The organism is Thermus brockianus (assembly GCF_001880325.1).
Lineage (GTDB): Bacteria > Deinococcota > Deinococci > Deinococcales > Thermaceae > Thermus > Thermus brockianus.
On the sequence record NZ_CP016312.1, the window covers coordinates 1,160,886 to 1,177,665 of the forward strand.

General features: G+C 67.0%; 21 protein-coding genes. 2 read left to right on the forward strand and 19 right to left on the reverse strand.

Features of this window, described 5'->3' with window-relative positions; translation table 11 throughout:
* Positions 1-44 precede the first annotated feature (44 nt).
* Positions 45-800 carry a patatin-like phospholipase family protein gene (locus A0O31_RS06090; RefSeq protein WP_071677097.1) on the forward strand — a complete coding sequence of 252 codons (756 nt, stop codon included), beginning with the start codon at positions 45-47 and terminating at the stop codon, positions 798-800.
* Positions 797-1,603 (forward strand): signal peptidase I, encoded by an 807-nt coding sequence (lepB, locus tag A0O31_RS06095; protein ID WP_071677098.1) that lies wholly within the window; start codon positions 797-799, stop codon positions 1,601-1,603. Before A0O31_RS06090 ends, lepB begins: the two co-directional genes overlap by 4 nt.
* Here lepB and A0O31_RS06100 read toward each other — a convergent pair.
* The 19 genes from A0O31_RS06100 to sufC form a co-directional block, all read right to left on the reverse strand.
* The gene (locus A0O31_RS06100) at positions 1,596-2,159 is read right to left on the reverse strand and encodes a LutC/YkgG family protein (protein WP_071677099.1); all 564 of its coding nucleotides are present in this window, start codon (positions 2,157-2,159) and stop codon (positions 1,596-1,598) included. The genes lepB and A0O31_RS06100 overlap by 8 nt on opposite strands.
* Positions 2,149-3,543, reverse strand: a complete 1,395-nt coding sequence (locus A0O31_RS06105) for a LutB/LldF family L-lactate oxidation iron-sulfur protein (protein ID WP_071677100.1) — start codon at positions 3,541-3,543, stop codon at positions 2,149-2,151. The genes A0O31_RS06100 and A0O31_RS06105 overlap by 11 nt, the downstream gene beginning before the upstream one ends.
* A complete protein-coding gene (locus A0O31_RS06110; protein ID WP_071677101.1) occupies positions 3,533-4,243 on the reverse strand; it encodes a (Fe-S)-binding protein in 711 nt (236 codons plus the stop codon). The genes A0O31_RS06105 and A0O31_RS06110 overlap by 11 nt, the downstream gene beginning before the upstream one ends.
* A 15-nt stretch (positions 4,244-4,258) precedes the next feature.
* The gene (locus tag A0O31_RS06115; protein WP_071677102.1) at positions 4,259-5,473 is read right to left on the reverse strand and encodes an aminotransferase class V-fold PLP-dependent enzyme; all 1,215 of its coding nucleotides are present in this window, start codon (positions 5,471-5,473) and stop codon (positions 4,259-4,261) included.
* 35 nt (positions 5,474-5,508) lie between these two features.
* Positions 5,509-5,904: a DUF302 domain-containing protein gene (locus tag A0O31_RS06120; RefSeq protein ID WP_071677103.1), complete on the reverse strand. Its 396-nt coding sequence runs from the start codon at positions 5,902-5,904 to the stop codon at positions 5,509-5,511.
* A 23-nt stretch (positions 5,905-5,927) separates the two neighbouring features.
* Entirely contained in the window at positions 5,928-6,551 is a 624-nt protein-coding gene (locus A0O31_RS06125; RefSeq protein WP_071677104.1) for a peptidase M4, read from the reverse strand.
* Positions 6,548-6,757, reverse strand: coding sequence for an SHOCT domain-containing protein (locus A0O31_RS06130; RefSeq protein ID WP_071677105.1), 210 nt, complete (start codon positions 6,755-6,757; stop codon positions 6,548-6,550). Before A0O31_RS06130 ends, A0O31_RS06125 begins: the two co-directional genes overlap by 4 nt.
* 108 nt (positions 6,758-6,865) lie before the next feature.
* Positions 6,866-7,384: a CueP family metal-binding protein gene (locus tag A0O31_RS06135; RefSeq protein WP_071677106.1), complete on the reverse strand. Its 519-nt coding sequence runs from the start codon at positions 7,382-7,384 to the stop codon at positions 6,866-6,868.
* A gap of 10 nt (positions 7,385-7,394) precedes the next feature.
* The gene (locus A0O31_RS06140; protein ID WP_071677107.1) at positions 7,395-8,516 is read right to left on the reverse strand and encodes a sensor histidine kinase; all 1,122 of its coding nucleotides are present in this window, start codon (positions 8,514-8,516) and stop codon (positions 7,395-7,397) included.
* Positions 8,500-9,183 carry a response regulator transcription factor gene (locus A0O31_RS06145; RefSeq protein ID WP_071677108.1) on the reverse strand — a complete coding sequence of 228 codons (684 nt, stop codon included), beginning with the start codon at positions 9,181-9,183 and terminating at the stop codon, positions 8,500-8,502. Before A0O31_RS06145 ends, A0O31_RS06140 begins: the two co-directional genes overlap by 17 nt.
* Positions 9,180-9,392 carry an SHOCT domain-containing protein gene (locus A0O31_RS06150; protein WP_071677109.1) on the reverse strand — a complete coding sequence of 71 codons (213 nt, stop codon included), beginning with the start codon at positions 9,390-9,392 and terminating at the stop codon, positions 9,180-9,182. The genes A0O31_RS06145 and A0O31_RS06150 overlap by 4 nt, the downstream gene beginning before the upstream one ends.
* 37 nt (positions 9,393-9,429) lie before the next feature.
* Positions 9,430-11,805 carry a heavy metal translocating P-type ATPase gene (locus tag A0O31_RS06155; RefSeq protein WP_071677110.1) on the reverse strand — a complete coding sequence of 792 codons (2,376 nt, stop codon included), beginning with the start codon at positions 11,803-11,805 and terminating at the stop codon, positions 9,430-9,432.
* Positions 11,790-12,293, reverse strand: a complete 504-nt coding sequence (locus tag A0O31_RS06160) for a DUF305 domain-containing protein (protein ID WP_071677111.1) — start codon at positions 12,291-12,293, stop codon at positions 11,790-11,792. The genes A0O31_RS06155 and A0O31_RS06160 overlap by 16 nt, the downstream gene beginning before the upstream one ends.
* 20 nt (positions 12,294-12,313) lie before the next feature.
* Positions 12,314-12,595: a metal-sensitive transcriptional regulator gene (locus A0O31_RS06165; protein ID WP_071677112.1), complete on the reverse strand. Its 282-nt coding sequence runs from the start codon at positions 12,593-12,595 to the stop codon at positions 12,314-12,316.
* Between the two features lie 2 nt (positions 12,596-12,597).
* A complete protein-coding gene (locus tag A0O31_RS06170; RefSeq protein ID WP_071677113.1) occupies positions 12,598-12,798 on the reverse strand; it encodes a CopZ family metallochaperone in 201 nt (66 codons plus the stop codon).
* A 90-nt stretch (positions 12,799-12,888) separates the two neighbouring features.
* The gene (locus A0O31_RS06175) at positions 12,889-13,191 is read right to left on the reverse strand and encodes a Rieske (2Fe-2S) protein (RefSeq protein WP_071677114.1); all 303 of its coding nucleotides are present in this window, start codon (positions 13,189-13,191) and stop codon (positions 12,889-12,891) included.
* 55 nt (positions 13,192-13,246) lie between these two features.
* On the reverse strand, positions 13,247-14,542 hold the full coding sequence (sufD, locus tag A0O31_RS06180; RefSeq protein WP_071677115.1) for a Fe-S cluster assembly protein SufD: 1,296 nt from the start codon (positions 14,540-14,542) through the stop codon (positions 13,247-13,249).
* Between the two features lie 56 nt (positions 14,543-14,598).
* Positions 14,599-16,005 (reverse strand): Fe-S cluster assembly protein SufB, encoded by a 1,407-nt coding sequence (gene sufB / locus A0O31_RS06185; RefSeq protein ID WP_071677116.1) that lies wholly within the window; start codon positions 16,003-16,005, stop codon positions 14,599-14,601.
* On the reverse strand, positions 16,002-16,754 hold the full coding sequence (gene sufC / locus A0O31_RS06190) for a Fe-S cluster assembly ATPase SufC (protein WP_071677117.1): 753 nt from the start codon (positions 16,752-16,754) through the stop codon (positions 16,002-16,004). The genes sufB and sufC overlap by 4 nt, the downstream gene beginning before the upstream one ends.
* Between the last annotated feature and the right edge of the window lie 26 nt (positions 16,755-16,780).

Consider the following 16,780-nt stretch of genomic DNA (forward strand, 5'->3'; position numbering starts at 1 on the left):
CCTGCCCCTCACCCCTTTCACCTGGGAGCCGGTAGGATTTTCCCGTGCGCGGGCTTGCCCTTTCGGGCGGCGGGGCCAGGGGCCTCGCCCATATCGGGGCCTTGGAGGTCTTTTTGGAGGCGGGGCTAGACTTCCAGGTGGTGGCGGGGACCAGCATGGGGGCCATCGTGGGGGCCTTGTTCGCTGCGGGGCTTTCCCCGGGGGAGATCCTGGCCATTGCCCAAAAAACCCCTTGGCTTGGTCTCCTGGGCCTTTCCCCCAGGGAAGGGATCTTCTCCCGGAAGAAGCTCAAGGACTTCTTGGCGGAGCACCTTCCCCCCACCTTCGCCGAGCTGAAGCGCCCCTTGGCGGTGACGGCGGTGGACGTGCGCTCGGGGAGGCTTTTATTCCTCACCCAAGGGGACCTGCCGAGCGCCGTCCTGGCCTCTGCTGCCTACCCGGGGCTTCTCGCCCCGGTGGAGCGGGAAGGGCGGCTCCTCTTTGACGGGGGAGTCTTGGACAACCTGCCCGTGGACGCCGCCCGCCTCCTGGGGGCCACGGAGGTGTACGCCGTGGACGTGACCCCGGAGCGCTCCCTAGAGGAAAGCCCCAGGGGGCTTTTGGCCCTGGCCCGGCGGGCGGTGGACCTGATGCAGCTCCACCTCACCTCCGTGCGCCTTAGCCTTTACGCCCCCGAGGTCTACGTGCGGCCCGCCCTTCCCGGGGTGGGTATAGAGGACTTCCGCCGCCTCGAGGAGATCGTAAAGGCGGGGCGCGAGGCGGCAAGGCGCGCCCTTGCGGGTAGAGTAGGAGGGGTATGAAGGCCTTCTGGGAATACCTTTTCAAGGAGTGGTTCCGCCAGGTGGGGGAGGCCCTTCTGGTGGCCTTCCTGGTCACCACCTTCGTCTTCACCACCGTGGGGGTGGTGGGCCAGAGCATGTTCCCCACCTTGAAAAACGGCGAAAGGGTCCTGGTGCCCAAGTGGGAAACCTGGCTGGTGCGCTTCGGCCTGAGGGAGTGGCGCCGGGGGGAGATCGCCATCCTCAAGCCCCCGGAGGGCACCCCCTACGCCACCGCCCGCTTCCCCGTGCTGGGCTTTTCCTTCCGGGCCTTCTTCATCAAGCGCATCGTGGCCGTGCCGGGGGACGAGGTCTACGTGGAGCGGGGCGTGGTCTACGTGAACGGCACCCCCCTGGACGAGCGCCACATCACGGACCACCTCTCCCCCTGGCCCGACTCCTTCCCCGGGGTCTGCTACAAGGACGGGCGCATGACCCGGATCATCACGCAGCAGGGGGACTTTTCCGTGGACCTCCTCCCCGCCTACCTGAGGCCCCTGAAGGAGATGCTCCTTCCCCCTTCCGAGGAAGTCCTGGCCCGTAGCCGCCTCGCCGAGGCCTGCGAGGTGGGCCGGATCAAGCTCAAGAAGGGGTACTACTTCGTCATGGGGGATAACCGCACCTTAGGGGGAAGCGAGGACTCCCGCACCTTTGGCCCCGTGCCCGTGGAGGCCATCGCCGGGCGGGCGAGCTTCGTGTGGTGGCCCCTCTTCGTCCGGGACGAAGGGGGTTTACGCCTGAACCTCAGGCCCCTTTCCCCTCCGGCGGCCTACGGGCTTAGGTGAGGACGGCCACGATAAGCCTCCCGGGCCCGTGGACCCCCTTCACCATCACCTGGCCGATGTCCGCACTCTTGGAGGGGCCCGAGTGGAGGCCGAGGGCGGGGGGAAGGGCTTTGAGTTCCTGGAAGGCGGCGAGGAGGGTGGGGTAGACCTTTTCCGCTTCCACCAGGACCAGGTGGGTGGGGGGAAGGAGCTGGGCCTTCCGGCCGTCGGCGCTGGTGAGGGCCACGGTGCCCGTCTCCGCCACGGCGAAGAGGGCCTGGGAAACCCCTAGGGGGGCCTCCTCCGGGGGGAGTTCGGAAAGGCCTTCCCGGAAGGAGGGCGGCACCCCCCGGCCAAAGGCCACCCCGGGAAGCCCCTGGGCGAGCTCGTCCAAGAGGGCCTTGGCCTCCTTGGGGGAGAGGAGGTGGCCCTCGGCCCCGTTCTCGGCGAGGCGCCTTAGGAAGAGGGGGATGGGGTCCTCGGGGAAGGGCAGGTGGGGGTGCTCGGGGAGGAGGGCCTTGGGGCGGCTCTCCAGGGCCCTATGCACCCGGTTTAGGATGCGGGTCCTAGCGTCCATCTTCCTCCTTAAGTTCCTTCCAGAGCGCGTGGAAGGGTTTGGGGCTGGGCTTGAGGGGGCCCCTGCCCTCCGTCCAGGCCCGGAGGAGGGGGAGGAGGTCCTGGGGGGGAGGTAGGCCCCTTAGGGCCTTGGAGAAGAGGCGGTAGAGGGCGGGGCTTTCCATGACCTTGCGGAAGGCGGCGAGGGCGGCCTTTTCCCAGGCGGGGCTTAGGCCCTCCGCCACCGCCCGGTGCCGCCAGGTGAGGAGGAGCTTGGGGATGGGGATTTTGACGGGGCAGGCCTCGAGGCAGGCCCCGCAGAGGGTGGAGGCATAGGGAAGGGGATAGGCCTCCTCCAGGGAGAGGAGCCCGGGGTCCAACACCGCCCCGATGGGCCCGGAGTAGACGTAGCCGTAGGGGTGCCCCCCGGTTTGCCGGTACACGGGGCAGGCGTTCAGGCAGGCCCCGCACCGCAGGCACCGGAGGGTTTCCCAGGCCTCGGGGTCGGCGAGGAGGGCGGTGCGGCCGTGGTCCACGAAGACCACGTGCACCTCCTTGGGGCCCTCCTCCCCTGCCTGGGCGGGGCCTTGGATGAGGGAAACGAAGGTGGAAAGGCGCTGCCCCGTGGCCGCCCGGGCGGTGAGGGGGAGGAAGAGGGCGAGGTCCTGGAAGCGGGGGAGGAGCTTCTCTATCCCCACGAAGGCCACGTGGACCTTGGGGAGGGAGGTGGAGAGGCGGATATTCCCCTCGTTCTCCATGAGGGCCAGGGTGCCCGTTTCCGCCACCAGGAAGTTGGCCCCGCTGATCCCAAGCTCGGCGGTGAGGAAGGCCTCCCGCAGGACCTTGCGGGCCACCTGGGCCAGGGCCTCGGGCGCGGCGTCTAAGGGGGTGCCGAAGCGCTCGTGGAAAAGCTTCTGGATTCCTTCCAGGGAGAGGTGGATGGCGGGGCCCACGATGTGGCTTGGGGGCTCCCCCAGGAGCTGGATCAGGTACTCCCCCAGGTCCGTTTCGTAGACCTCCACCCCCAAGGAGGCCAGGAGGGGGTTGACCCCGAGCTCCTCGGTGAGCATGCTCTTGGCCTTCACCGCCCGCTTGACCCCGTGCCGCCGGACGATTTCCCGGAGGAGGCGGTGGGCGTCCTCCGGTTCCTCGGCGTAGTGGACCTGGACCCCGTTTTCCCTTAGGCGCTTTTCCGCCAGCTCCAGGTACTGGTCCAGGTGGCTTAGGACGTGCTCTTTCACCGCCTTGGCGCGGTTGCGCCACTCCTCTATGGGCACCTCGGCGTAGGCCTTGAGGCGGTTCCGGTCAAAGTGCAGGGTGGCCCCGGTGACCGCCTGGCGCACCCCGGGCTTTTCCCGGAGGAGCCGGGCCGCCTCCTGGGGGTAGAGCCTGGCCTTAGCCCGCATAGGCCTCCCAAAGCAGGGTGGCCAGGGGGGCCACCCGGAGGTTTATCCCCTTCTTCTGAAGCCGCCCGGCCAGGTGGAGGAGGCAACCGGCGTCCGTGGAGGTGAGGACCTCCGCCTGGGGCAGGGTGGCGGCTTTCCGGTCCGCCATGGCCAGGGAGACCTCGGGGAGCTTCACGGAAAAAAGCCCTCCGAAGCCGCAGCACTCCTCCGCCGCCTCCCAGGGGAGGAGTTCCGCCCCGGCGTTGCGCAGGAGGAGAAGGGGCTCTTCCCGTACCCCAAGCTCCCTCAGGGCGTGGCAGCCATGGTGGTAGGCCACCTTCCGCCCCCTTAGCCCCTCCCCTAGCCGCTCCACCCCCAGGACGTGGACCAGGAAGGCGGAGAGCTCGTAGGTCCGCTCGGCCAGGTCCAGGGCCTCTTTGTTCCCGGGAAGGAGCTCGGGGTAGTGGTTTTTCACCATGCTGGCGCAGCTTCCCGAGGGTAGGACCACGTACTCCGCCTCCTGGAAGACCTTTAGGGTCCGCAGGGCCAAGGGCCTCGCCTCCTCCCAGTGGCCGGCGTTGAAGGCGGGCTGGCCGCAGCAGGTCTGGCCCTCGGGGAAGTCCACCTCCACCCCGAGGGCCCTGAGAAGCCGCACCGCCGCCACCCCGGCCTCGGCGAAGAACTGGTCCGCCAGGCAGGTGATGAAAAGGGCTACCCGCATTTGCGCCCAGTATACCTAGACCCAGGCGGCCATCTTCTGGCGGATTCTAAGGAGCGCTTCCACGAAGCGGTCCACGTCCTCCTTGGTGTTGTAGAGGTAGAAGCTTGCCCGGGCGGTGGCCGGCACGCCCAGCTTGCGGTGGAGGGGCTGGGCGCAGTGGTGCCCGGCCCGCACGGCGACGCCCTCTTGGTCCAGGAAGGTGGCGAGGTCGTGGGCGTGGAGCCGCCCCAGGGTGAAGGGGATGACCCCGCCCCGGTCCGCGCCCTTGGGCCCGTAGACCTTGAGGTCCGGCACCTCCTCGAGGCGCCCCAAGGCGTATTCCAGAAGGGCCCGGTCGTGGGCGAAGACCCTCTCCATGCCCACCTCCATGAGGTAGCTCGCCGCCTCCCCCAGGGCGATGGCCTCGGCGATGGGCGGGGTGCCCGCCTCAAAGCGCTGGGGAGGCGGGGCGTAGGTGGAGCGGTCCACGTGGACTTCCCGGATCATCTCCCCCCCGCCCAGGAAGGGCATCATCCCTTCCAGGACCTCGTACCTTCCCCAAAGCACCCCCGCCCCGGTGGGGCCCAGCATCTTGTGGCCGGAAAGGGCGAAGAAGTCCGCCCCCAGGGCCTTCACGTCCACGGGGAGGTGGGGGGCGGACTGGGCCCCGTCCACCACCACCAGGGCCCCCACCGCCTTGGCCCTCTTGGCGATCTCCGCCACGGGGTTGATGGTGCCGAGGACGTTAGACATGTGCACCAGGGAGACCACCTTGACCCTCTCCGTGAGGAGCCCGTCCAGGGCGGAGAGGTCCAGCCGCCCCTCCTCCGTGATGGGGATGGCCTTCACCCGGGCCCCGGTGAGGCCCGCCACCAGGTGCCAGGGCACGAGGCCCGCATGGTGCTCCATCTCCGTGACCAGGATCTCGTCCCCGACCCTCAGGTTCCTCAGGCCCCAGGCGTAGGCCACCAGGTTCATGGCCTCCGTGGTGTTGCGCACGAAGACGATTTCCTGGGGCTCGGCGTTCAGAAAGCGGGCCAGGCGGCGCCGGGCCTCCTCGTAAGCCTCCGTGGCCTCCACGGAAAGCCGGTAGGCTCCCCGGTGGACGTTGGCGTTGAGCGTCTCGTAGTAGTGCCTTAGGGCCTCTATGACCCGCCTGGGCTTCTGGCTGGTAGCGGCGGAGTCCAGGTAGACCAGGTCCGGCTTCCCCACGATGAGGGGAAAGTCCTGGCGCAGATGGCTAAGGTCCATGCCCTAAGTCTAGCCCCAGGGCATGGACCTTCGGGTTAGAGCCGGGCAAGGGCCCTTTCCAGGCGGGCCTTGGCCTCCTGGGCCACGGGCTTTAGGGCCTCCTGGGTCTTGGGGGGAAGGAGGCGGAACATGCCCTCGGGGTCTTGCACCAGGACCTCCACGTTCCCCCCTTCCTGCCGCAGGACCACGTTGCAGGGGAGGAGGAGGCCGATGCCCTCCTCTGCCTCGAGGGCCCGGGCGGCGAGGTTAGGGTTGCAGGCCCCCAGGATGAGGTAGGGGGGCCTTTCCAGGCCCAGGCGGGCCTTGAGCGTGGCGGCCACGTCTATCTCCGTGAGGATGCCGAAGCCTTCCTCCTTGAGGGCGGCCTCTAGGCGGGGGCGCACCTCAGAGAGGCTACCCGGTAGGGTCTTGCGCAGGGCCAAGCCTTCCATATACCCTCCCCCCGTAGTTTACCTCACTCCCCCAGGAAAAAGCCGTGCCAGGTGTGGATCCAGATCTCGCCGGTGTAGGCGTTTACGGAGAGCATCCCCTCCACGGTTTTGCGGCCGAAGTCAAAGGTGTAGTACCCGGGGAAGACCTCCTCTTCCATTACCTGGGCTCCTGGGAGGTAGCCCTTTAAGAAGGTTTCGGCGAGGGCTTTCGCCGCCTCCAGGTCGTAGCGCACCGGGGCCTGGCCCGGGAAGCCCATCATCCCGTAGCGGGTGTTCCACATCATGTTGGGTCCTGGCTCCGGGGAAACTACCCCGGTGTAGCGGTCAGCGATGAGTTCCCATAGGCCCTGGCCCCTTTCGTCCACCACTTGGGCATAGTAGTTCTGGCTGAAGGCCATGAAATCCTTAAGGCGCGCCCCCGGGTAAAGCCGGCGGGCGTAGGCTTCCATCCGCGCCCGGGCGATTTCTTGGGGGATGGGCCTTGCCTCCGGGGGGTACAGGGCCATCATCCCCATACCCCCCATCATCCCCATCCCGGGGCCCATCGTCCGGGGAGCGTAACCGAAGCCGCCCATCATCCCCTGGGTGAGGGCAAGCCCCAAAAGCCCCAGGGCCACCAGACCTAGGACCATGCTATTCCGCTTCATGCCCTACCTCCTTTTAGCGCCTCAAGTAGCTCCTTAAAGGCCTTTTCGTCCAGTTCTCCTTTGGCGCAGCGAAGCCTGAGGGCTTCCATGGCCTCGCCTTTGGGCTCCTCCTTGGACTTGGCCGCTTCCAGGAGCACGTAGAAGAGAACCATGAACGCCAGGAAGAAAACCCCGCCGAAGCCCATGCCCCAACCCATGCTGCCCATCCGCTACCTCCAGCTCTACCTTAGCCGGGGGGTGTAAAGGGGGTGTAAAGCCTTGGCCAACAAAGAAAGGGGGAAGAAAGGCTTCCCCCTTTATGGGCCAGACCGGGATTAGGGTGCCTGGAGGCGCGCGGCGGTTAGGCAGGTGGGGCTATCCCGGAAGGTGGCGATGGGAAGGGTGGCCACCAGGTTGCCCTGGCGGACCTCGAGGGTATAGCGGCGGTTCCGGGGGAGCCAGAGCTCAAAGAACCCATCCCTGCCCGTGCGCACCTCCGCCTTGAGCACCTCCTTGCCTCCTTCCAGCACCCGCACCGTGAAGGCCTGTTCTTGGAGTTCACCCGTGCAGCTGGAAAAGTAGTGGACCTGACAGGGGTGGGTGCGGTAGAGGTAGGGGGCTACCGCCAGGAGGAAACGGTCCCCCAAGGCTACTTGGGCCTTCCGGCCATCGGGAAACTCAAAGACGAAAGCCTCGGGGGTCACGTAGCTCACCACCCGCTGCCCCTCCTCCCGCCAACGTTTGGCCAGGCGGAGCGCCTCCGTGGGGTCTACGCCCTTAAGGGCTTCCGGGGAGGGGGTTTGGGCTACACCTAGGGCCGTCGCTACCAAGAGGAAGACCAGGGTCTTTCTCATGGCTTTCAGGCTAGCGGCCTTCGGTTAAGCCCGTGTAAAGGGGAAGGGTAAAGCGGAAGACGCTCCCACGGCCCGGCTGGCTTTCGGCCCAGATCCGCCCGCCCATGGCCTCCACCAGCCCCTTGGCGATGGTGAGCCCCACCCCTGTGCCCCCATCCCGACGGCTACGCGAGGAGTCTATGCGATAGAAGCGCTCAAAGATGCGGGGGAGGTGTTCTTGGGGGATACCGGGTCCGGTGTCCTCCACGCTAAAAACCACTACCCGCTCCCCCATCTCCGCCCCTAACCGCACTTCTCCCCCTTCGGGGGTGTGGCGCAGGGCGTTGGAGAGAAGGTTAGCGAGCACTTGAAGGACCCGCTCGGGGTCCGCCCAGACCTGGGGGAGGGCTTCGGCGGACAGGATCCGGAGGGCCACGCCCTTGGCCTGGAAAGCAGGGTAAAAGCGTTCCGCCGCTTCCCGCAGCAAGGCCTCGGGGGAGAGGGGCTTGGGGTAGATGGGCACCGCCCTCGCCTCCACCTGGGAGACCCAGGCCAGGTCCTGGACCAGGCGGGCCATGGCCCTCACCTCGCGGCCGATACCCTCGGCGGCCTTTTCCGGGCGCATCACCCCGTCGGCCAGGGCCTCGGCGTAGGCCTGAAGGGCGGAAAGGGGGGTGCGGAGTTCGTGGGCCACGGTGCTGATAAGTTCCACCCGGGTCTTCTCCACCTTTTCCAGGGCCTCGGCCAGGCGGTTGAAGTGGAGGGCCAACTCGCCGAGCTCGTCCTGCTCTAAAAGGGGGAGGCGGACGCCGTACTCCCCTTGGGCCATGCGCCGGCTTCCCTCCGCCAGGAGGCGGGCGGTGCGGGAGAAGCGGAGGCTGGCGAAGGAAGCGGTGAGGGCGGCCCCCAAGACGGCCAAGGGGAGGGAGGCCAGCAAGGCGGCGGTGAGGGTGGTGCGCAAGCCCTCCTCCAGGTCGCGGCGAAGGACCTCCCCCATCATGCTTCCCCCCATCATGGCCAGGGCATGGTACATGCGCTCCACATGCCCCCGGTAGAAGTGGGGGGCAAGGGCTTCGGTGAGGCCGAAGAGGAGAAGGAGGGCGAGAAGGGCCACCAGAAGGTGGCTTAGGAAAAGCTTAAGGAAAAGGCGCATCCCCGGCATCCTCCCGGAAGCGGTACCCCACGCCCCGAACGGTTTCAATAAAGCGGGGATGGTCGGGGTCGTCCCCTAGCTTCTTGCGCAGGGCGGCCACATGGACGTCCACCACCCGGTCCACCCCAGGGAAGCTGGGCCCCCAGACCTTTTCCAGGAGGCGCTCGCGGCTAAAGACCATCCCCGGATGCTGGGCCAGGGTAAGGAGGAGGTCAAATTCTAACCGGGAAAGGGCCAGGGGTTTGCCATCCAAATAGGCTTGGCGGGCCTTGGGAAGGAGGAGGAGGGGACCATAGCGAAGCTCTTCTTTAAGCCCCACCCGGCGGAGCAGCGCCTTGACCCGGGCCACCACCTCCTTGGGGCTAAAGGGCTTCACCACGTAATCGTCCGCCCCCAGTTCCAGGCCTCGGACCTTGTCCTCCTCCTCACCCCGGGCGGTGAGCATGAGGAGGGGCAGATCGGGCCTTTCCCGGCGGAGAATCTCCGCCACCTGGAAGCCGTGGAGGCGGGGGAGCATGAGGTCCAGGATGACCAGGTCCGCCATGGGGTAGAGCGCCAAAGCCTTTTCCCCATCCTCGGCCAAGAGGACGTCAAACCCGGCCTCCCGCAGGTAGGCCCCGAGGACCTCCAGGAGGGCCGGGTCGTCGTCCACCAGGAGTACCTTCATGCCAGGTCGCGCTTCATGCGCTCAAAGGTTTCCTTGTCAATCTCCCCCCGGGCGTAGCGCTCCCTTAGCGCCTCCAGGGCCCGGTCCCGCCTTTCCGGGGCAAGGGTCCGGACCAGCCAGTAGACGAAAAGGCCCAAGAGCGCAAACCAGAGCAGGCTGAGCACCGGACCCCACCAACCTAGATACCAGCCGTGGCCGCACCACCACATACGCATCACCTCCCCTTATCACGCTAGCCCTAGCCGGTTAAGTTGCGGTAAAGGCTGGGGGGCGGAAGCCCCTAAGCCGCAGGGAGTTGGTGAGGACGAAGAGGCTGGAGAGGCTCATGGCCCCGGCCGCCAGCATGGGGTTGAGGAGAAGGCCCAGGAAGGGGTAAAGGGCGCCCGCCGCCACGGGGATTAAGAGGACGTTGTAGGCGTAGGCCCAAAAGAAGTTGAGGTAGATGATGCGCAAGGCCTTCCGGGCAAGCAGGATGGCTCCCGCCACCAGGAGGAGGTCGGGCTTGAGGAGGACCACGTCCCCGGCCTCGAGGGCGATGTCCGTCCCCGTGCCCATGGCGATGCCCACGTCCGCCTGGGCCAAGGCGGCGGCGTCGTTGATGCCGTCCCCCACGAGGACCACCCGCCGCCCCTCCGCCTGGTGGCGCCTCACCGCCTCCACCTTTCCTTCGGGCCGCACCCCGGCGAGAACCTCCTCTATCCCCAAGGCCTCGGCCACCCTCCGGGCGGGGGCCTCGTGGTCCCCGGTGAGGAGGATCACCCGAAGCCCTAAGCCCTTGAGGGCGGCCACCGCCTGTTTGGCCTCGGGCCTGGGCGGGTCAAAGACGGCGAAGGCGGCGAGGCAGGTCTTTCCGTCCGTGAGGTAAAGGGGGGTATAGCCCCCTTCCGCAAGGCCCAGGGCCTCTTGGGGAAGCGTCACCCCCAGGCGGGCGAGGAGGGCGGGGCCGCCCAAGAAAAGCCGCCTTCCCTCCACCACCCCCTCCACCCCTTCCCCCGGGAGGGCCCGCACCGCCTCGGCCTCCGGCAGGGCAAGCCCCTTGGCCGCCTCCAGCACCGCCTTGGCGATGGGGTGCTCGCTCCCCCTTTCCAAGGCGGCGGCCAGGCGGAGGGCCTCCTCGGGGGAGAGGCCGAAGGGCCGGACCTCCGTGAGGGTGGGGCGGCCCAGGGTGAGGGTACCCGTCTTGTCCAGGAGGAGGGTGTCCGCCCGGGCCAGGGCCTCGAGGGCTGTCCCCTTGCGGAAGAGGATGCCCAGTTGCGCCGCCCGCCCCGTGGCCACGGCGATGGCCGCCGGGGTGGCGAGGCCCATGGCGCAGGGGCAGGCGATGAGGAGGACGGACAAGGTGGCCACGAAGGCGTGGGAGAGGGAACCGGAGGCGAGCCAAAGGAGGAAGGTAAGAAGGGCTACCCCCAGGACCGCGGGCACGAAGACGGCGGCGATGCGGTCCGCCACCTCCTGCACCTTGGGCTTGTGGGCCTGGGCCTCCTCCACCATGCGGGCCATCTGGGCGAGGAGCGTGGCCTCCCCTACCCGGGTGACCCGTACCAGGAGAAGGCCTTCCCCGTTCACGGTGCCCCCCACCACCTCGTCCCCCGGCCCCTTGGCCCTAGGGATGGGCTCCCCGGTGAGCATGGACTCGTCCACGTGGCTCTTGCCCTCCACCACCACCCCGTCCGCCGGGATGCGCTCCCCAGGCAGAACCCGCACCAGGTCCCCGGGGATGAGGGCCTCGGCGGGGATTTCCTTCTCCTCCCCCTCCTGGAGGACCCGGGCGGTCTTGGGCCTTAGGGCGAGGAGCCGCCTTATGGCCTCCGAAGCCTTCCCCTTGGCCCCCTCCTCCAGGTGTTTGCCCAAAAGGATCAGGGCCAGGATCACCGCCCCCGCCTCAAAGTAGAGGTGGCGGGCCTCCTCCGGGAAAAGCCCGGGGAAGAGGAGGACCAAAAAGGAGTAGAGGTAGGCGCTCCCTGCGCCCAAGGCCACCAGGGCGCTCATGCCCAGGGCCCGGTGGCGGACCTCGGCGAGGGCTTGGCGGAAGAAGCGCCTTCCAGCGTAGAGCACGGGAAGGGCGGTAAGGGCCTGGAGGAGGGGAGGGAGGTGGGGGAGGGGGAGGAGCATGGGGCCCATGGCCAGGAGGAGGGTGAGGAGGGCGAAGGGCAGGGCAAGGAGGAGGTCTTTGCGGTAGGTGGCGCCCTCTTCCTTCCTCTCCTCCTCCACCGCCAAGGGCTCGTACCCCGCCTCGCGGATGGCCTGGCGGATGCGGGAAAGGCTCACCGTATCCGGAAGATATTCCACGAAGGCCTTTTCCGTGGCCAGGTTAACGCTTACCGAAAGGATTCCGGGAAGCTTCCCTATGGCCCGCTCCACCCGGGCCACACAGGCGGCGCAGGTCATCCCCTTCACGGGTATCTCGGCGCGGGCCACCACCGGTTCGTAGCCCGCTTCCTCCACCCGTTTGAGCACCTCTTTGAGGTCCACCCCTTCCTGGAGGCGCAGGAAGGCCTCCTCGGTGGTGAGGTTGACCCGGGCCTCCACCACGCCTTCCGCCCGCTTTAAGGCCCGCTCCACCCGGGCCACACAGGCGGCGCAGGTCATTCCCTTGACGCCTACCTTTACTTCAAGAGCCATAGCCTAAAGGCGTGCATCTCCTGGGCTTGGGCCAGGATGATGTCCCGGGCCAGGTCCAGCACGCGGCGGTCCTTGGCCGTGGTGAGGGCCTCGAGGGCCATCTCCACCGCCCCCTTGTGGTGGAGGAGCATGAGCTCCACGAAGGCCCGGTCGGGGTCCGGGGCCGCCTTCAGTTGGGCCAGCATGGCGGCCATCTCCTTTTGCATGGCCCCGTGGGCCTCCGGGTCCAAGCCGCCCAGGCTCACCAGCCAGGTGCGCATCTGGGTGATCTCCTGGGCCTGGTCCCTCAGGATGGCCTGGGCCCAGGCCTTTACCGCTGGGTCCTTGCCCCTTTCTAGGGCGTAACGGGCCATCTCCAAGGCCCCCTCGTGGTGGGCGATCATGGCGGAAAGGAAACTCCTTTCCGGCGATGCCTGGGGGCTTGTGTGGGCGTGTTGGGCCAGGCCCAGGCCCAGGATTAGGGTTAGAAGCAGTGGGTAAAACCGCATAGGCAAACCTCCTTTAGGGTTTAGCGGTATTTTAGGGCCTCCATGAGTTCTTCCACGATTTCCTCCACATCCCCCCGCTCGTGGGCCGTGGCCACGTGGTCCCGGAGGTGGGCTCTTAGGACCATCTCCCCTACCCGGTCCAAGGCCCCCTCCACCGCCTTGAGTTGCTTCAGGACGTCCACGCAGTAGACATGGGGGTCTTCCAGCATGCGGAGGATGCCCTCGAGGTGGCCCTTGGCGGAGAGGAGGCGCTTTTTGGCCTCTTCCCGCACCCTGGGGTCCAGGTGGAGGTGGCCTTTCACGGCTACGCCAGGGGGGAGGCCTTGTAGCCCTCCTCCTCCACCGCCCGGATGAGGGCCTCCACCTCCGCCTTCCCTTCTACCCAGGCCTCGCCCTTTTCCAGGGATACCTCGGCCCTCTCCACGCCCGGCACCTTTAAGAGGGCTTTCTTGACGGCCATCACGCAGTGGTTGCAGCTCATGCCTTCCACCTTGAGCTTCAGCATCCTCTACCTCCCCCCACCCCAGGTGGGGTGGGTATTTCTACCCTAATCCGCCCGTCCCTCTTTCGTCAAGGACGGACGTCCCCTTGGGGCCTAAAGGTCTAGGAAGACGGTATCCCCCTCAATGCGGGCGGGGAAGACCTTGATGGGCTTTGGGGCGGGGAGGGTCTGCCGGCCTGTCCTCAGGTCAAAGCGGGCCCCGTGCCGGGGGCAGACGATGGCCCCCTCCTCCACCTCCCCCTCGTGCAGGGGGCCGTCGTCGTGGGTGCAGACGTCCTCCAGGGCGAAGACCTCTTCCCCGGTGTAGAGGAGGAGAATGGGCTTTTTGTGCTCAGGGCGCCGAAGGACCAGGCGTCCGTTTTGAAACTCACCTAGTTTAGCCACGGGCGTCCACATAGCCTTAAGGATAAGGGAAGGCCGGGCACCAAGGGTGCCCGGCCCGAAGGGGCTTTTAGAGCCTTACCTTCTCCTCAATCACCGCCTCGAGGTGGGCCCGAAGGGCCTTCAAGGGGATGCGGGTGAGGACGTCCGCCAGGTGGGCCTTCACCAAAAGCTCCTGGGCCAGGGTGCGGGGCAGGCCCCGGGACTGGAGGTAGAAAAGCTGCATCTCGTCCACGGGGGCGGTGGTGCTCCCGTGGGTGCACCGCACGTCGTTGGCCCCGATTTCCAGCTGGGGAATGGAGTCCACCCGGGCCGTGGGGGAAAGGATGAGGTTGCGGTTGGCCTGGTAGGCGTCCGTCTTCTGCGCCCCCCGTTCTAGCTTGATGAGGCCGGAGAAGACCGCCCGGGCCTCGTCCTTCACCGCCCCCTTGTAGAGGAGGTCGCTTCGGGTGTGGTGCTCCACGTGGTGCTGCAGGGTGTAGTGGTCAAAGTGCTGCCGCCCGTGGCCGAAGTAGAGGCCGAGCATCTCGCTTTCGGCGCCGGGGCCTAGGAGTTCGGAAGCCACCTCGCTCCGGGCGTAAGCGCCCCCCAGGTTCACCACCAGGTCGTTAAGCCCGGCATCCCGCTCCAGGAGGGCCCGCTGGCGGTGGAAGTGCCAGAGGCCTTCCCCGAAGGTCTGGATGTGGGCGTGGCGGAGCCGGGCCCCGGGGCGGAGGACCATCTCCGTGGCGGAAAGGTGCAGGGTGGCGGGGAGGTCGGGGGAGAGGTACTCCTCAATGTAGGCGGCCTTGGCGTTGTCCTCCAGGACGAGGAGGCTCCGCCCGGCGGAGGCCTTGCCCCCTTCCAAGAGCACCTTGAAGACCCCCAAGGGCTTTTCCACCTCGAGGCCTGCCGGCACGTAGAGGAAGGCCCCGTGGGTGAAGAAGGCGCTGTTTTGGGCGGCGAACTTGTCCTCGGTGTAGACCCCTTGGAAGAGGGCGCCCTCCACTTTGGCGGGGTGGGTCTTCAGGGCCTCGGCCAAGGAGGTGAAGACGAGCCCCTTGGCCTTTAGCTCCTCGGGCACCTCGGCGTAGACCAGGTCGGGCCCCACGAAGACCAAAAAGCCGGAGACGTCCGTCTTCTCCAAGCGGCGCTTCACCAGCTCAGGAAGCGCATCCCGGGAAAGCGTTTGGCCCTTGGGCGCCTCCACTTCCTGCTCCAAGGGGGCCTCGGAAAGGTCGGTGTAGCGCCAGTTCTCGTCCTTCTTGTTGGGGTAGGGGAGGTGGGCGAAGGCCTCGAGGGCCTTTAGCCGCCTCTCCAAGAGCCAGGCGGGTTCGCCTAGCGCCTGAGAGATGGCCTCCACCTGCGTCTTGTCCAGTACCTGCATCTTGCCTCCTCAAAAAGGAAGAGGCCCTTGGCCCCTTCCCAAGACACGGTTGGCCCTTAGCCGACGGAGCCCTCCATCTCCAGCTCAATGAGCCGGTTGAGCTCCACGGCGTACTCCAAGGGAAGCTCCTTAGCGATGGGCTCAATGAAGCCCCGCACGATGAGGGCCGCCGCCTCGTCCTCCTTGAGGCCGCGGGTCTGCAGGTAGAAGATCTGCTCGTCGTTGATCTTGGACACCGTGGCCTCGTGGCCCACGTGGGCGGAGTCCTCCTCAATCTCAATGTAGGGGTAGGTGTCCGTGCGGCTTTCCGGGTCAATGAGGAGGGCGTCGCACTCCACGTTGGCCTTGGCGTGCTTGGCCCCTTCCAGCACCTTCACGAGGCCCCGGTAGCTCGCCCGGCCCTCGCCCTTGGAGATGCTCTTGGAGACGATGGTGCCCGAGGTGTGGGGGGCGCCCAGGAGGATTTTGGCCCCGGTGTCCTGGTGCTGCCCCGTCTTGGCGAAGGCGATGGAGAGGATCTCCGTGCGGGCGCCCGGCTCCAGGAGGTAGCTGGAGGGGTACTTCATGGTGACCTTGGAGCCCAGGTTGCCGTCCAGCCACTCGTGGAAGGCATCCCCGTAGACCAGGGCCCGCTGGGTCACCAGGTTGTACATGTTGGTGGACCAGTTCTGGATGGTGGTGTAGCGGCTCCGGGCCCCCCGCTTCACCACGATCTCAATGACCCCGGTGTGGAGGCTTTCCGTGGAGTACATGGGGGCGGTGCAGCCCTCAATGTAGTGCACCTCCGCCCCCTCGTCCACGATGATGAGGGTGCGCTCAAACTGGCCGAACTCGGGGGTGTTCACCCGGAAGTAGGCTTGCAAGGGGAGCTCCACCTTGACCCCCGGGGGCACGTAGACGAAGGAGCCCCCGGACCAGGCGGCGGAGTTCAGGGCGGCGAACTTGTTGTCCTCGGGGGGGACCACCTTGGCGAAGTACTCCTTGAAGAGGTCCTCGTACTTCTTCATCCCCTCCTCAATGGCCACGAAGATGACCCCCTGCCGCTCCAGCTCCTCCCGCACCCGGTGGTAGACCATCTCCGAGTCGTACTGGGCCCCCACCCCGGCCAGGACCTTCCGCTCCGCCTCGGGAATGCCCAGGCGCTCGTAGGTCCTGCGGATCTCCTCCGGGATTTCCTCCCAGCTCTTTGCGTCCCGCACCTCAGCGGGCTTCACATAGTAGACGAGGTTGTCCAAGTCCAGGCCGGAAAGGTCCGGGCCCCAGGTGGGCATGGGCTTCTTCTGGAAGATCTCCAGAGCCCGCAGGCGGAACTTAAGCATCCACTCGGGCTCGCCCTTGTGGTAGCTGATGGCCTCAATGACCCGGCGGCTGAGCCCCCGCTCGGCCACGTAGACCGGCTTTACCTCGTCAATGAAGTGGTACTTGTACTCTTCGCCCAGGGTTTTAAGGTCAACCTCGCTCATGCGCCCTCCTTTACCCGCTCCCGCAGCCACTCGTAGCCCTTGGCCTCCAGCTCAAGGGCCAGCTCGGGGCCGCCTTCCGCCACCACCCGGCCGTCCATCATCACGTGGACCCGGTCGGGGACGATGTAGTTGAGGAGGCGCTGGTAGTGGGTGATGACCAGGGCCCCGAAGTTGGGCCCCCGCATGGCGTTCACGCCCCGGGCCACCACCTTGAGGGCGTCTATGTCCAGCCCGGAGTCGGTCTCGTCCAAGACGGCGTAGGTGGGTTCCAGGACCAGAAGCTGCAGGATCTCGTTCCGCTTCTTCTCCCCGCCCGAGAAGCCCTCGTTGAGGTAGCGGGAGAGGTAGCTTTCGTCCCAGTCCAGAAGCTCCAGGGCCTTCTTCACCTTGGTCCAGAACTCCGCCACCCCCACCTCCCGGCCGAGCCTGGCCTGGAGGGCGAGGCGCAGGAAGTTGGCGATGGTGACCCCAGGCACCTCCACGGGGTACTGGAAGGCCAGGAAAAGCCCCTTGCGGGCCCTTTCATCGGGGGAAAACTCCAGGATGCTCTCCCCGTCCAGGAGGATATCCCCCTTCTCCACGGTGTACTCGGGGTCCCCGGCCAGGATCTTGCCCAGGGTGCTCTTGCCCGCCCCGTTGGGGCCCATGAGGGCGTGCACCTCCCCTTTGGGGACCACCAGGTTCACGCCTTTGAGGATGGTCTCGCCGTTAACGGAAGCCCAGAGGTCGCGGATTTCCAGATGGTTCATGCTTTTGCCTCCTAAGGCCGGGCCGT

Coding starts and splice junctions, on each gene's coding strand:
- A0O31_RS06150 (WP_071677109.1), bottom strand. CDS start 9,392: ATGTGGTGGTGCGGCCACGGCTGGTATCTAGGTTGGTGGGGTCCGGTG.
- A0O31_RS06100 (WP_071677099.1), bottom strand. CDS start 2,159: ATGGACGCTAGGACCCGCATCCTAAACCGGGTGCATAGGGCCCTGGAG.
- A0O31_RS06105 (WP_071677100.1), bottom strand. CDS start 3,543: ATGCGGGCTAAGGCCAGGCTCTACCCCCAGGAGGCGGCCCGGCTCCTC.
- A0O31_RS06170 (WP_071677113.1), bottom strand. CDS start 12,798: ATGCTGAAGCTCAAGGTGGAAGGCATGAGCTGCAACCACTGCGTGATG.
- A0O31_RS06135 (WP_071677106.1), bottom strand. CDS start 7,384: ATGAGAAAGACCCTGGTCTTCCTCTTGGTAGCGACGGCCCTAGGTGTA.
- A0O31_RS06115 (WP_071677102.1), bottom strand. CDS start 5,473: ATGGACCTTAGCCATCTGCGCCAGGACTTTCCCCTCATCGTGGGGAAG.
- A0O31_RS06155 (WP_071677110.1), bottom strand. CDS start 11,805: ATGGCTCTTGAAGTAAAGGTAGGCGTCAAGGGAATGACCTGCGCCGCC.
- sufD (WP_071677115.1), bottom strand. CDS start 14,542: ATGCAGGTACTGGACAAGACGCAGGTGGAGGCCATCTCTCAGGCGCTA.
- sufC (WP_071677117.1), bottom strand. CDS start 16,754: ATGAACCATCTGGAAATCCGCGACCTCTGGGCTTCCGTTAACGGCGAG.
- A0O31_RS06125 (WP_071677104.1), bottom strand. CDS start 6,551: ATGAAGCGGAATAGCATGGTCCTAGGTCTGGTGGCCCTGGGGCTTTTG.
- A0O31_RS06145 (WP_071677108.1), bottom strand. CDS start 9,183: ATGAAGGTACTCCTGGTGGACGACGACCCGGCCCTCCTGGAGGTCCTC.
- A0O31_RS06140 (WP_071677107.1), bottom strand. CDS start 8,516: ATGCGCCTTTTCCTTAAGCTTTTCCTAAGCCACCTTCTGGTGGCCCTT.
- A0O31_RS06175 (WP_071677114.1), bottom strand. CDS start 13,191: ATGTGGACGCCCGTGGCTAAACTAGGTGAGTTTCAAAACGGACGCCTG.
- sufB (WP_071677116.1), bottom strand. CDS start 16,005: ATGAGCGAGGTTGACCTTAAAACCCTGGGCGAAGAGTACAAGTACCAC.
- A0O31_RS06130 (WP_071677105.1), bottom strand. CDS start 6,757: ATGGGCAGCATGGGTTGGGGCATGGGCTTCGGCGGGGTTTTCTTCCTG.
- A0O31_RS06160 (WP_071677111.1), bottom strand. CDS start 12,293: ATGCGGTTTTACCCACTGCTTCTAACCCTAATCCTGGGCCTGGGCCTG.
- lepB (WP_071677098.1), top strand. CDS start 797: ATGAAGGCCTTCTGGGAATACCTTTTCAAGGAGTGGTTCCGCCAGGTG.
- A0O31_RS06110 (WP_071677101.1), bottom strand. CDS start 4,243: ATGCGGGTAGCCCTTTTCATCACCTGCCTGGCGGACCAGTTCTTCGCC.
- A0O31_RS06120 (WP_071677103.1), bottom strand. CDS start 5,904: ATGGAAGGCTTGGCCCTGCGCAAGACCCTACCGGGTAGCCTCTCTGAG.